15 protein-coding genes are annotated in these 12,865 nt (G+C 39.5%); 10 read left to right on the top strand and 5 right to left on the bottom strand.

All coding sequences use genetic code 11. From position 1 onward, the window contains the following. Positions 1–169: 169 nt before the first annotated feature. From DBR40_RS05540 to DBR40_RS05525, 4 genes are all read right to left on the bottom strand, one after another. On the bottom strand, positions 170–646 hold the full coding sequence (locus DBR40_RS05540; RefSeq protein WP_124558765.1) for an acyl-CoA thioesterase: 477 nt from the start codon (positions 644–646) through the stop codon (positions 170–172). A gap of 369 nt (positions 647–1,015) precedes the next feature. Continuing rightward, entirely contained in the window at positions 1,016–3,160 is a 2,145-nt protein-coding gene (locus DBR40_RS05535; RefSeq protein ID WP_233603813.1) for a glycoside hydrolase family 97 protein, read from the bottom strand. A gap of 280 nt (positions 3,161–3,440) precedes the next feature. Next, positions 3,441–4,691, bottom strand: coding sequence for a DUF2130 domain-containing protein (locus DBR40_RS05530; protein WP_124558764.1), 1,251 nt, complete (start codon positions 4,689–4,691; stop codon positions 3,441–3,443). Positions 4,692–4,781: 90 nt separating this feature from the next. Next, on the bottom strand, positions 4,782–5,162 hold the full coding sequence (locus DBR40_RS05525) for an OsmC family protein (RefSeq protein ID WP_124558763.1): 381 nt from the start codon (positions 5,160–5,162) through the stop codon (positions 4,782–4,784). A gap of 220 nt (positions 5,163–5,382) precedes the next feature. On the opposite strand from DBR40_RS05525, the gene DBR40_RS05520 reads away from it, so the two are divergent. The 10 genes from DBR40_RS05520 to DBR40_RS05475 all read left to right on the top strand — a co-directional run bounded on the left by DBR40_RS05520 (position 5,383) and on the right by DBR40_RS05475 (position 11,797). After that, positions 5,383–5,748, top strand: coding sequence for a YtxH domain-containing protein (locus DBR40_RS05520; protein WP_124558762.1), 366 nt, complete (start codon positions 5,383–5,385; stop codon positions 5,746–5,748). A 50-nt stretch (positions 5,749–5,798) separates the two neighbouring features. After that, positions 5,799–6,548 carry a YdcF family protein gene (locus tag DBR40_RS05515; protein ID WP_124558761.1) on the top strand — a complete coding sequence of 250 codons (750 nt, stop codon included), beginning with the start codon at positions 5,799–5,801 and terminating at the stop codon, positions 6,546–6,548. A gap of 164 nt (positions 6,549–6,712) precedes the next feature. Next, the gene (locus tag DBR40_RS05510) at positions 6,713–7,201 is read left to right on the top strand and encodes a hypothetical protein (RefSeq protein WP_124558760.1); all 489 of its coding nucleotides are present in this window, start codon (positions 6,713–6,715) and stop codon (positions 7,199–7,201) included. A 20-nt stretch (positions 7,202–7,221) separates the two neighbouring features. Continuing rightward, entirely contained in the window at positions 7,222–7,884 is a 663-nt protein-coding gene (locus tag DBR40_RS05505) for a hypothetical protein (RefSeq protein ID WP_124558759.1), read from the top strand. Continuing rightward, entirely contained in the window at positions 7,868–8,686 is an 819-nt protein-coding gene (locus tag DBR40_RS05500) for a sensor histidine kinase (RefSeq protein ID WP_124558758.1), read from the top strand. Before DBR40_RS05505 ends, DBR40_RS05500 begins: the two co-directional genes overlap by 17 nt. Positions 8,687–8,772: 86 nt before the next feature. Further along, positions 8,773–9,426, top strand: a complete 654-nt coding sequence (locus DBR40_RS05495) for a response regulator transcription factor (RefSeq protein ID WP_199748279.1) — start codon at positions 8,773–8,775, stop codon at positions 9,424–9,426. Positions 9,427–9,652: 226 nt separating this feature from the next. Continuing rightward, complete coding sequence (locus DBR40_RS05490) at positions 9,653–9,958, top strand: hypothetical protein (protein ID WP_124558756.1); 306 nt, start codon at positions 9,653–9,655, stop codon at positions 9,956–9,958. Positions 9,959–10,014: 56 nt separating this feature from the next. After that, on the top strand, positions 10,015–10,569 hold the full coding sequence (locus DBR40_RS05485; RefSeq protein WP_124558755.1) for a hypothetical protein: 555 nt from the start codon (positions 10,015–10,017) through the stop codon (positions 10,567–10,569). A 2-nt stretch (positions 10,570–10,571) separates the two neighbouring features. Continuing rightward, the gene (locus DBR40_RS05480; protein ID WP_124558754.1) at positions 10,572–11,393 is read left to right on the top strand and encodes a hypothetical protein; all 822 of its coding nucleotides are present in this window, start codon (positions 10,572–10,574) and stop codon (positions 11,391–11,393) included. After that, positions 11,378–11,797: a thiol-disulfide oxidoreductase DCC family protein gene (locus DBR40_RS05475; RefSeq protein WP_124558753.1), complete on the top strand. Its 420-nt coding sequence runs from the start codon at positions 11,378–11,380 to the stop codon at positions 11,795–11,797. Before DBR40_RS05480 ends, DBR40_RS05475 begins: the two co-directional genes overlap by 16 nt. A gap of 15 nt (positions 11,798–11,812) precedes the next feature. Here the strand turns inward: DBR40_RS05475 and obgE are convergent, their stop codons facing one another. Continuing rightward, entirely contained in the window at positions 11,813–12,808 is a 996-nt protein-coding gene (gene obgE / locus DBR40_RS05470) for a GTPase ObgE (RefSeq protein WP_124558752.1), read from the bottom strand. Positions 12,809–12,865 lie beyond the last annotated feature (57 nt).

The raw sequence follows: 12,865 nt of genomic DNA, 5'->3' as shown, positions 1-12,865 counted from the left end.
TCAAAGCAAAGCTTATTCATTTTTCACTACAGCGCACACAAACTTACACAGAGGAAAAGAGTAAAATGTAAGATGGAAAACCTACCTTAGCGCTTGCGCTCGTTTCTAACGAGTGCTTAAAAACAAAGCGATTTTATCGCATTGCACACCAAATGCTTAGTGCCTTCCGTTATACAATATAAGGTTCCATTTCCTTATCAATGCTTTTACGCAGCTCCATTAGTTTAATGGCATAGCCGTGCATGGCGATTTCCTTGTCTGTTTTGGGTTTAAATTCTGGTATACGTTCCGGATTCCCATTATCATTTACTGCTACAAAAACAATAATACAGTGGGTGTTTTTCACAAAATCACTTTTCCCTACAGGTTTCGAGTAAGCATCAACAGCAATGTGCATACTCGTTTTACCTGTGTAAATAATCCGTGCGTCCATTTTTACCAAATGGCCAATGTGCACCGGATGAAAAAAACGGATACCACCAACATATACCGTTACACAATATGATTGGCTCCACTGTAAGGCACAGGCAAAAGCCGCCTGATCAATCCACTTCATCATCATCCCCCCATGTACTTTACCGCCGTAATTTACGTCTGAGGGTTCGCTTAAAAACTGAAGTTCGATATGATTTTTGGGTCGTGCCATTTTGATAATATTTTAGAAGGTTTGGTTGTTATGTCGCTAATATATTACAAAATCACTAACAAATACAGAAAATCATGATATTTATCATAATTATTTAACCAAAACATAACAACAGCTTAAATCGACACACAAAAACACATAAACACAAATAAAAAACCGAATAAAACTCACAAAACACCTATAAAAAACAATTAGCAAACGTATTTTACATCCAAACAATTCATCACAAACAAAAAACACAGACAGGAATATCCCATCTGTGTTAATCCCAGCCTGAACGGCCGGACAGGTGTAGCTATCTGTGGCAAAAAAAATTGCCTATGTTAATTGTATTAAGTGTAAGTTGCTACCAACCGACACCAATGGAAATTATTTCGCGATAACGCTAATTGCATAGCCCCCACCCGGTGCACAATATTGGCTAAGTTTGCTTTTGCTGGTTACTTCTATTTTACGAATGGTATAAGCTTTTGGGTTGGTTTCATAATGTGCATCCTTCGCATCAGCATAAATGGTTGCGATATATTTTTTACCAGCATCTAAAAAGCTGAAATCTATTTTCGAAGTACGCGCAACCTCATCATTGGTACGACCAACAAACCAGTTATTTTTTCCTTTTGCCTTACGCGCAAAAGTAATGTAATCGCCAGGCTCTGCTTCAAGCACTTTCGTATCATCCCAGTCTACAGCCACATCCTTAATAAACTGGAAAGCATCCATATATTTATTATAGGTTTCGGGTAAATCGGCAGCCATTTGTAGCGGACTATACATGGTAACATACAGCGCCAGCTGACGTGCCAGAGTACTGTGTACAAATGAAGTATTTTCAGCATTATAAGCACCTACCTTAGTCTCGAAAATTCCAGGCGTGTAATCCATCGGCCCACCAATTAAACGTGTAAAAGGCAAAATAGTGGTATGGTCGGCATTGTTACCGCCAAAGGCTTCATACTCTGTACCACGGGTCGATTCGTTACCGATTAAATTCGGGAAAGTACGTGCCAAACCTGTTGGTCTTACTGCCTCGTGTGCATTAACCATAATTTTATATTCGGCCGCTTTCTGGATAGCATACAAATAATGGTTGTTTAACCATTGGCCGTAGTGGTGCTCTCCTCTCGGAATCATATTACCCACATAACCACTTTTTACGGCATCATAACCATTTGCTTTCATAAACTTGTAGGCCGTATCTAAATGGCGCTCGTAGTTACGTACCGATGAAGAGGTTTCATGGTGCATAATCATTTTAATCCCCTTACTTGCTGCGTAACGGTGTAGTTCCTGCACATCAAAATCAGGGTATGGCGTTACAAAATCGAAAACATAATCTTTGGTTTTACCAAACCAGTCTTCCCAACCTTCGTTCCATCCTTCAACCAAAACCGCATCCAAACCATTTTTAGCAGCAAAATCGATGTACTCTTTTACATGCGCGGTATTGGCAGCATGTTTTCCATTCGGTTTGGTTTTAGCATAATCGGTTACACCCAGCTGTACACTGGTTAAATCGTTATATGCCCAGGTACTTTTTCCGGTAATCATTTCCCACCAAACACCAACATACTTGATTGGCTTAATCCACGATACATCTTTAAATTTGGTGGGTTCGTTTAAATTATAGGTTAACTTTGAAGTTAAAATATCGCCTGCTTTATCGCTCACAATAATGGTACGCCATGGCGATTGACAAGGTGCCTGCATATAGCCTTTATCGCCGACTGCATCTGGCGTTAACCACGATTCTAAAACCATATTTTTATCATCAAGGTTTAACGACATTAACGAGTAGTTAATCAAAGCGGCTTCGTGAATGTTAATGTACAAGCCGTCTTTGCTTTTCATCATCAAAGGTGTTTGCAAACCTGTAGGCGAAAAAGTAGTTTGTGATGCATTGGGTGTAACTGCAGCTTTCATTTTGCCGCGCACTTCTGATAAGTTGGAAGTTACGGTGCTGTATTCCTGGGTATCGTAATCACCTGGCAACCAGAAGGCTTTATGATCGCCGGCCAGCGCAAACTGGGTTTTTTCTTCTTTAATTACAAAATAATCGAGGTTTTTCTGTTCCGGAAACTCATACCTGAAACCCAAACCATCATTAAATAAACGCATGCGCACTATAATAAAGCGATTGCTTTCCTTTTGAGTTAGGGTAACGGCAAGTTCATTGTAATGGTTTATAATTTCTTTTACCTCGCCCCAAACTGGTTTCCAGGTTTCGTTAAATGTACTGGTCTTGGTGTCAGTTACAGCAAAACCGTTCATTAAAGATTTGCCATCTTTAAGTGCTAAACCAAGCTTGCTGGTTTTAATAACGTCTTTTCCCTTGTACTTTAAGCTATAGGTAGGTACTCCCCCTTCAGCCAAAGCAAAGCTGGCTACCAGATTGCCATCCGGCGACTTTAGTCCTTCTCCGGGAACGTTCCCGAAAACATCCCCAAAAAATAGCAAAGCACATATTAAAGTAAGGATTATAGAGCGGTTAATGGATTGGTTTGGTTTCTTATTCATGCTATCATTTATTTATTATTACTATTTATATCGCATTAGAACTTACAGGTTTTGATTGCGCTAATACTAAAAACGAATTTAATTAAATACATTTATATCTGGCAACACTCCAAATATATTTAATCAGATACTAACCGGCTCTCGTTTGAGACAAATCAATTCAAATAAGAACCCATTTATCTTTAATCAGGTTAATAGCTTCAAAACAAAGATGATTAGGTTCAATCAACTTGCTTTGCACTTATGCAAACCAGTGTTTTTAGTATCTGCTTATTTGATTCTAATCCAGAAGCAATGTTTCATCCTCATCTGTTAAACTCAACTGAATGCTATCGCTACCGGCAATTCCTTCAATAGAACCACGAATGTGCGTTGCATTTAAAAGCACCTTTTCGAGTTGTTTTTCGCGGGCTTTCCATAAACGCTCCATCGCATCGCGCTCACGCTGAATGGATAATTTCATACTCATAAAACCTTCGCGAATAGCTTTCCACTGCTCCGAAAACTCCACTCCGGTTAAATAGTCGTACAACATGTGCATCTTATCTCCCCTGTTTTCCTGCGATTTCATAGCACTCGATAAACGCAGGATTCCATCGCGTAAAACAAAGGCTACGGCATTTACTTCTTCAAAAGAGCAAATCCAAACCCCATCGCGCTGGCCAAAGCTCGTCATGCCTTTAGGGTAACACTGGCTTACAATCACTGCCACGTCTATCCCCATGCTGCGCATGTCTTTTTTCAGTTTCTCAATCCAGTCGCCACCAAAGTCTTTGGTACGTTTACTTTCATATATAATTTTACCGCATTCTTGTCCGAACTGGTTACGTACTACCTGCACACAATCGGCGCCACGTACACCTTTACCTACTTCCTCAATTAAATCGAAAGGGAAATTGCTGCGCAACAGTTCCTCCAAAATCAGTTCCTGTACCTCGCCTTGTAACTGCATACTCCCCTGTTCGGCTTTACGCTTCATTTCTTCAGCAAGCTTTTTCTGGTCATCAAGCTGTTTTTCGAGTTCTTTTAACCGTAATTGGTGCTCTGTTTCTTTAATGCTGTTTTTTTCGGCTTCCTGCTTTCTAATCTGCTCTACCAGTTCGTTTCGCTGTTCTTGCATTTTACGCTGAAAGGCCAGTTCCATTTCTTCCTCTTTCAGTTTCAGGCTTTGCTCGCGTCTTAAAAATTCCAATTCCTTCTCCCGGGCAAGCTTTAACTTTTCTTCATTATCTTTTGCATTACCCTCCAGCATTTGAAGTTTAGTTTCAAAATCGGCAGCAATACTCTTGCGCAGGTTGCCTTCCAAATCATCTTTCAGTTTAAGCTTTTCTTCGGCAAGTTTAACATCAAAAGCTCTCAGCTGCTGTTGTTTTTCTGATTCTAAAACCTGCAGCTTACGTTGATATTCTTCATCCTTCTGTCTTGCATAAGCAGCCGCTTTCTCACGTAACTCCTTTTTATAATCTTCGGCCATAGCTTCTTCCATCGGAAAAACATGGGCACAGTTGGGGCATTTTATTTCAGTAGGCATAAGTATTTTCTTTACTCGGGAAGAAACCAGAGGGATACAAAGATATTAAAGCTTTTTATCAATGTGTAAACGAGTTTTACACCGTGGGCGCTAAAGCACTTTCGATCTTATTTCGTGTCCTGCGGCCAAAATCTTGCTCACCGGACATTTTGTTGCAATATCTTCCAGTCTTACTTTTTGCTCTTCGGTAAGTACGCCCAGGCAAGTAATCTCCTCAAAGAAAATAGTCTCACCATTTTCAGTATCAATATTAACTTCCACTTCAATCCGGTCAACAGGCCAGCCTTTTCTGTCAATATACATTCTCAAAGTAATGGCTACGCACGAGGCTAGCGAAGCCATCAGCAAGCCCTTTGGCGCAAACCCTTTATGTGTACCACCATATTCCAGCGGTTCGTCGGCTATAATTTCGTGTGATCCATTGCTTACCGAGCATGCATAGTGCTCCCTGTTTATTGTCGCTTTTACCATATCGTACTAACTATTAAAAATGCTAAACTTAACAAATATTTCCTGATTGAAATAACGCCAAAACATTACAGGCTTACTTAGGTGGGTTATTTTTTTCGAAAAGCAGGATCCTGTAACAACATTTAAACAAATGTTATTCATTTTTTTTGACGGACATACTTTTAGCTATTTTTCTGAAACATTCTTTCATTGTATTTGTTACTTTTCAAAATGCGATGTTATGAAATACAGAAAGTTAATCGGAAAATATTTAACGCAAAAATCGAACAACAATGTTCAAATCGCACTTGCATTAGTAGCAGGTTTAGCGGCAGGTGCTGTAATTAGTGTTTTATTTGCCCCTGATAGCGGCGCTGGTACCCGTGGGAAAATTGCAGGCAAGGCTAAAAACCTACGCTATGGTTTCCAGGATAAATATAATCTTTTAAAAGAGAAGGTTTTCGGCGTAGAGGCAATAGAAGAAGATATCGTTGAACATGAAGTTCCTCATTTTAGACAAAAAATAGAAAAAAAACGCAAATCTGATGTGAAAGAAATATTAGATGATGCGTACAAAAACGGGCAGGTACAGGAAGGACAGGGATAATTACGCAAACATAGATTAAAATCTTAGTTTTGCAGCAATAGCTGCAGCCCATGATTTTTATCCTGTCAAAAATTCTTTTATACTTAATCAAGCCGTTCCTTTGGTTTTGTATTCTACTTATCCTTAGTTTTTTTGCTAAAAAGGATAAAACCCGTAAGCATTTAGGCACCGCTGCAATAGTGGTGCTTTTATTTTTTTCAAACGCTTTTCTGGCTAACCAGGTAGTTAAGTTATACGAGCCTCCCTATCCTGCACAAAAGGAAAGCTATGATGTGGCTATTGTGCTGGGTGGCTTTTCGGGGATAAACAAGCGGAATAACGAAATAAAGTTTAACGGAAGCAATGATCGCCTGTTCCAGACCTTATCACTCTACCGCCAAGGCCGGATAAAAAAAATATTGATTAGTAGTGGCAATGCCAACCTGATTAACAACAAGGTTAAAGAAGCAGATCTGGTTAAAAAATTCCTGCACGAAATCTGCATTCCCGACAGTGCAGTCTTCATCGAAAACCAAAGCAGAAATACCATCGAAAATGCGAAGTTTAGCCTTGCACTCATTAAAAAGAGTATGCCTCAGGCTAAAATTGTAGTGGTTACCAGTGCGTGGCATATCCCCAGGGCCAGGCTTATTTTCAACCGACAGGCTCAACAGAAGCTCAGCTATTATCCTACCGATTTCAGAGGCAGTACCGAATCTGGCCTCAACGACTTACTAATACCCAGTGTATCGGCATTTGGTACCTGGGAAATGTTGTTTAAAGAGTGGATTGGTTTTCTGGTCGACTACTTTCGTAGCTGAACCTTTAGAACTGCCTCTTTCATAGAAGTGCAAACAGCTTCTTGGCATTTGCCAAAACTCATACACATGTATGATTTAGCATAGTATTTTAAATTTTACTTATTAAGTATGTTTTTAATTACATTATATGTATATATTTATGTCGTAAAATTACATTTAAAATTATGCTCACTAAAGAAAAACAAACTCAAAAATTTTATTGGCTTAAGTATGAGATTAGCGCTATCCAATCTTTGATCTTAAACTCTCCGGGAATCGATCAATTTGTATTCTGCTATTTTTTTCCCGATACCCATAAAAAAGATAAACCTTTACAGCTGATTGCCTACGGTTACATGGCCGACACTAATCAATACAGCAGTTATTTCGACAAGCTGGAGGTGTACAACAACAGTGCGCTTGATCTGAGTGGCCCGATCATCATGAGTAATAACATCATTTCTCTTGCCAATATCCAGTTACTCATTAACACAGCTGATGCCAATGGCGATAAACCCGATTATCTCGTATTTATCCCCAATGTAGCGCAGGGACACGTGTTCTACAACGTAAAAAGGTTTAGAAGAATTGATACCGGAGATGTAGAGTTGCTATACAACAACGGTCTCGATCCAATTGAAACCAATCCTTCGCCACCGGCAACAATACACTAATTCAATAACCCTAATCTCGGATGCTAAAAATATTCCAATTTGTTCTCGATTGGTCTGAAGTATGGGCACTATTTATCCCAATAACCATATTAATGCTTAAGAAACAACCAGCAAAACTTACGCTGGTTGTTTCTTATATGTGGGCTGCACTGATCATCAATCTGGCAATAGACCTCGTTTGGAAATTCAGGATACTGTTGCCTTCAGCATATAATTCCAACAATTTTCTTTACAATCTACATTCAGTAGTGCGTTTTTATCTGTTCAGTGCATTTTTCATCCATCTCCACCAACCTTTCCTGGTTACCGTTAAAAAAATCGTGCCTATCGGTTTTACACTTTTTATTATTATCAACTTTACTTTTTTCGAGAACTTTTTCGATTACTGGAAATTCAGCAGCCGCTTACTTTCTATCGAAGCTGCGCTCCTGCTTTTTTATGTGTTACAGTATTACCTGTTTAAAATAAAAGATAGTATAGGCACAAAGATTACCAATAACGTTTTTTGGATCGTTACCGGACTAGGCGTTTTTGTAGCACTCAATTTTTTCATTTTCCTGCTGTACAATGAGCTCACCACACGTTTTCAGAGCTTTGCTATTAGCTTATGGAGCGTCCACAATATATCGTACATTATTTTCAACCTGTTTTTAGCCAGAGGTTTTTATGAATCAGGAAAATAATAAAATTACCTTGATACTGATGGCGGGTATAGCGGCTATGCTGATGCTTTTCATCAGTATTTTACTCATTTTTATTTTCATGCAGCGCAAAAAACTTCAGTATAAAATGAATTTGCAGGCCCTGCAAAATGCGCAAAAAAACCAATTAATAGCCGCAGCGGTGAGAAGCGAGGAAATAGAAAAGTTACGCATTGCCGAAGAACTTCATGATGAGGTTGGGGCCATACTCGGGGCATCGAGCTTGCACTTTTATGGAATTAACTTAGATCATTGCGACGAAATAAGCAAGGAAATGTATACCAAAAGCAAAAGTTTGCTGGATGAGGGGATCAGCAAAATCAGGGGTATATCGCATAATCTACACTCTAATATCTTACAGGAACTTGGTTTAAAAGAAGCAATTGGCCACTTTTGCGGCAAGATTGGCCATAGCAGTTTAATCAACATCAGCTTAGATCTTCAGGATAGGTACCGCACCAAAGCTACCCCTAACGACATCAGCATTTACAGGGTTATCCAGGAGTTACTCCATAACATTACCAAACATGCCAAAGCCAATCTCATCCACATCATCTCGGCCAGTACAAACAACCACCTAATCTTTACCATTACGCACAATGGTAACGGCCTTACCCAAAGTCAGTTCGAAGAACTCAGGTTTACTAAAGATGGCCTTGGTTTAAAAAACATCCAGAACAGAATGATATTGCTGAAAGCCTGTCTTAAATTTTCGCAGCATACAGACCGTTATCAGATCGAATTAAAGATACCTATTGAGAGCAGCTTACAGAATTACAAATAATTAATACAATTAAGTAGTATTAAAATGTAATTTATGCTGCCGTTTTATAAAAAATTAACTATTTTTAAATGATTAAATAAATAATAATGTCCAAAATAAGGATAGCTATAGCAGATGATTACAGTATCTTTAGGGATGGCTTAAAAGTTGGATTTACCCGCGATAAAAACCTTGAGGTGATATTTGAAGTGTCAGACGGGTACGAACTGATGCAAAAACTCGAAGAAGTACAGCCCGATGTGATTTTGATGGATCTGAAAATGCCCGGAATGGATGGTATGGAAGCTATTAAGCTGATCAGGAAAAAATATACAGGTGATATCAAAATGCTGGTTGTTACGATGTACGACGATGTTAAATTCATCATTCACCTGATGGAAAGCGGAGCTAACGGCTATCTTTTAAAAAACACCGATCCAAAAGAAATCAGAAAGGCCATTTACTCGGTACATGAAAGCGGCTATTATTTTAACGACATTGTAACTAAGGCCCTGCTCAGGAAACTGACCATTAAAAGCCCCGCCAAACTCTCTCTCGACCAAACTATAGAATTTTCGGAACGCGAACTCGATGTGTTAAAACTGATTTGCAATGAGAAAACAGCCAGTGAAATCGGCACCGAACTTTTCTTAAGTCCACGGTCTGTAGAAGGCATCAGAATGCGTATAATCGAAAAAACAGGTGTGCGCAATACCGCCGGATTGGTAATGTTTGCCATTAAAAACGGCGTAATAGATTAAACTACGCCTCATTTCACCCTCCTTCCTTTTTCATATCCCTTTCTTAATGTAGCGGTAAGGTAAACTTATATCTACACTACTAACTACGTAGAAATACTCAATTTTCTGATTGGGTATTAGCACGCTGGTATCAAAACCATCCCCTTCCGAACTTTACATTGTGCAAACGAAGCTTCAAAACCAACGCACATAAACAATTATTTATTTACCTCAAAAAGAAAACAAAATGGCAAAGTCAGGTTTATCCAAGGCAGAACTAGCAATCCTTGATGCATTAATCGCCGATTTACAAGGCGACAATGAAATTGTTGAAGCAAATTCAGCAGCTCCACTGTTTATTACAGCAATAACACGTACGGCTCTAAAAGCAGTAAAAGTAACTGTTAGAGCTACCCCGGTAGTTACCCAGGTAGTTGAAGCAGTAGGCGCAGCAAATGCGTTGAACGAAGCAGAGATCAGCGATCTTTCTAAAGAAGCCAACAATGGCTTATCGCTAGAGAAATTGATCGAACTACGCAAAAAATTCAATTAACTATTTAAGGAGGGCAGCTGGACTGTCCTCCTTTTTTCACCAATCTTTTTTTGAAAATGATGATGTTGAAATTAACACCTACGGCAATTTACGAGCTTGTAATAACCGTTTTCCTAGCCTCTTGGTTCTTAGCCACCATATTCTGCCAGTTTAAAGAAACCAGACTATCTTGGTTCATCAGGTATAAAATCGACCTCTTTAACCTGATTCCTTTGTGGACATTTTTTGCTCCTCACCCGGGCAAAAGAGACTATCACTTGCTTTTTAGGGATAAGATATCTGATGAAAATTATACCGAATGGCAGGAAATGGACATTACCGAAGAACGCACCTTTTGGTCCTGGTTATGGAACCCCGAAAAACGCGATAAAAAAATCCTATCAGATGTGGTGCAAAGCCTCGTTTCCAGTATCCCTTCCTACCGCGAAAGAACAGGCAACTTAAATTTACTCATGTTTTCTACACCCTATATCATTGTATTGCATGCCGTTAGCCATTATAAGCAACGTACAGCAGATTGCTACCGCCAGTTTATGCTGGCCGAATCGTCGGGCTATCAAAAAGAAACAGCCCCATCACTAATCCTATTATCTGTTTTTCATCAAATTTAGCCATGACTTTATTTAACAACACATCGCAAATTGTATTGATCATACTCAGCGTGGGTTTACTGATCTCTACCTTAGAATACCTTAAAAAAGTACAGATATTTTCTCCTAACGGGCTGCTATCCTGGAATGTGATGCAGCTAAAGTGGACCAAAGAAAACCAAAGACCTTTTCTTAAACCTTTCTTTAAACTGTTCAGTGTTCCTGGCCTGGCCATGCTGTTTTTCATCAGGTGCTTACTCATTACCGGACTTTTGTTTTTTCCCTTGCAAAGTACAGTTGGGTGGATATTGATTAGTTTATTAGGACTGAGCTTACTCCTTGCCACGCTGGTTACCCATTATGGTAGTGATGGTTCTGACCAGATGAGTATGCTGATTATTATTACCCTCATTTTATGCAATATGCCGGCACTGGCCACTAGCAAATTAAGGGATATTGGGCTTTGGTTTATTGCGCTTCAGGCCTGCCTTTCATACGCTGTTGCAGGCATTGCCAAACTGGTTTCGGCTGAGTGGCGCTCGGGAACAGCGATTAAAGATGTATTCTCTACCAAAACCTATGGTTCGAAAAAGGCTACACTTTTCTTACAAAAATATCCGGCAGCCAATCTTTTCTTATGTTGGAATGTTATTATTATGGAAACTATATTTCCGCTATGCCTATTTTTACCCTGGCCCTTTGCGCTGATATTTCTGGTATGGGGATTTATTTTTCACTTTTTCACGGCAGTGATTATGGGACTAAACTCTTTCTTTTGGGCCTTTATGGCAACCTATCCGGCAATTTATTTTGTTAACCACCAAATTTCATGGCACCTGTTTTAAATACACCGAAAGATATTATCCTGTTTGATGGGGTATGCAATTTCTGTAATAGCTATATCAATTATGTTATTGCATACGATCATCGCAACAAGTTTCATTTTGCGCCTTTACAAAGCAATACTTCAGCCACGTTAAGCGAAATACATAAAACCGATTTTGAAAAGCTGAACAGCATTATTGTAGTCAGGGAAAACGGATTTCTTACCCAATCGAAAGCAGTACTCTATATTCTGAAAAACCTGAATGCATGGTGGTCGCCATTAGTCAATGTGGCCTATCTGATTCCGGACATTTCAAGGAACTGGCTGTACGAAGCCTTAGCTAAGAAACGTTATACCTTATTCGGACGAACAGAAAGCTGCATGCTCCCAACGGAGGAAGTTAGGAGCAGATTTTTAACTTAAAATAAAAAGTGGTGGTTAGCCTTCAATGGCTTTCCAAAGCATATCTTTTAGTTCAAGGATATTCTTTTCTGCTACAGAAGAAATAAAAATAGATGGTATTTTAGGTAAATCCTGTTTCATTTCTGTCATCAGTTCCTCATCCAGCATATCCGATTTGGTTATGGCCAGTACATGGGGCTTTTGCATTAATTCAGGGTTATACGATTCCAGCTCTCGTTTCAGAATTGCGTATTCCTCTTTTATCGAGCGACTGGTATCGGCCGGCACCATAAAAAGCAACACCGAATTACGTTCAATGTGACGTAAAAAACGGTAGCCTAGGCCTTTACCTTTCGAAGCACCTTCAATAATGCCCGGAATATCGGCCATTACAAATGATTTGCCTCCTCTATAACTTACAATGCCCAAATTGGGTACGATGGTAGTAAAAGGATAATCTGCTATTTCGGGCTTCGCTGCCGAAACTACTGAAAGTAAAGTAGATTTACCTGCATTTGGGAAGCCTACTAAACCAACATCGGCCAAAACTTTCAATTCCAGGATGTTCCAAAGCTCCTGGCCTTGCTCGCCCGGTTGTGCAAAACGCGGTGTTTGCTGTGTTGCACTTTTAAAGTGTGCGTTACCCAATCCTCCACGACCACCAGCCGTTAAAATTTTGGTTTCGCCGTCTTTAGTTATTTCAAAAAGTATCTCTCCTGTTTCTGCATCACGCGCAATAGTGCCAAGGGGTACTTCTAATATTTCGTCTTTGCCTTGTTTACCAAATTTATGCGAACTGCCACCAGCACCACCATCTTCGGCAATAATATGCTTGCGGTATTTAAGGTGTAACAATGTCCAGATATGGATACTTCCTTTAACGATAATGTGACCGCCACGGCCACCATCACCGCCATCAGGACCACCCATAGACGTTAAAATATCACGATGTAAATGTGCCGAACCTGCACCGCCTTTACCAGAACGGCAACAGATTTTTACATAATCTACGAAATTTGAACCCTGTGACATATTATTATTGTTGAAAGTTTTAATGTTTTAACGTTGCAATAACAGTTCCGTTAAAAT

It is taken from the genome of Pedobacter sp. KBW01 (assembly GCF_003852395.1).
Classification (GTDB): domain Bacteria; phylum Bacteroidota; class Bacteroidia; order Sphingobacteriales; family Sphingobacteriaceae; genus Pedobacter.
Note: the sequence above shows the minus strand (reverse complement) of the source record. Positions and strands in the feature narration are given on the sequence as shown.

Bases quoted from the DNA above. Each gene is read 5' to 3' on its own strand.
- DBR40_RS05535 (WP_233603813.1), bottom strand. From the start codon at position 3,160: ATGAATAAGAAACCAAACCAATCCATTAACCGCTCTATAATCCTTACT.
- DBR40_RS05500 (WP_124558758.1), top strand. From the start codon at position 7,868: ATGAATCAGGAAAATAATAAAATTACCTTGATACTGATGGCGGGTATA.
- DBR40_RS05480 (WP_124558754.1), top strand. From the start codon at position 10,572: ATGACTTTATTTAACAACACATCGCAAATTGTATTGATCATACTCAGC.
- DBR40_RS05505 (WP_124558759.1), top strand. From the start codon at position 7,222: ATGCTAAAAATATTCCAATTTGTTCTCGATTGGTCTGAAGTATGGGCA.
- DBR40_RS05515 (WP_124558761.1), top strand. From the start codon at position 5,799: ATGATTTTTATCCTGTCAAAAATTCTTTTATACTTAATCAAGCCGTTC.
- DBR40_RS05540 (WP_124558765.1), bottom strand. From the start codon at position 646: ATGGCACGACCCAAAAATCATATCGAACTTCAGTTTTTAAGCGAACCC.
- DBR40_RS05495 (WP_199748279.1), top strand. From the start codon at position 8,773: ATGTCCAAAATAAGGATAGCTATAGCAGATGATTACAGTATCTTTAGG.
- DBR40_RS05490 (WP_124558756.1), top strand. From the start codon at position 9,653: ATGGCAAAGTCAGGTTTATCCAAGGCAGAACTAGCAATCCTTGATGCA.
- obgE (WP_124558752.1), bottom strand. From the start codon at position 12,808: ATGTCACAGGGTTCAAATTTCGTAGATTATGTAAAAATCTGTTGCCGT.
- DBR40_RS05520 (WP_124558762.1), top strand. From the start codon at position 5,383: ATGAAATACAGAAAGTTAATCGGAAAATATTTAACGCAAAAATCGAAC.
- DBR40_RS05475 (WP_124558753.1), top strand. From the start codon at position 11,378: ATGGCACCTGTTTTAAATACACCGAAAGATATTATCCTGTTTGATGGG.
- DBR40_RS05530 (WP_124558764.1), bottom strand. From the start codon at position 4,691: ATGCCTACTGAAATAAAATGCCCCAACTGTGCCCATGTTTTTCCGATG.
- DBR40_RS05485 (WP_124558755.1), top strand. From the start codon at position 10,015: ATGATGATGTTGAAATTAACACCTACGGCAATTTACGAGCTTGTAATA.
- DBR40_RS05510 (WP_124558760.1), top strand. From the start codon at position 6,713: ATGCTCACTAAAGAAAAACAAACTCAAAAATTTTATTGGCTTAAGTAT.
- DBR40_RS05525 (WP_124558763.1), bottom strand. From the start codon at position 5,162: ATGGTAAAAGCGACAATAAACAGGGAGCACTATGCATGCTCGGTAAGC.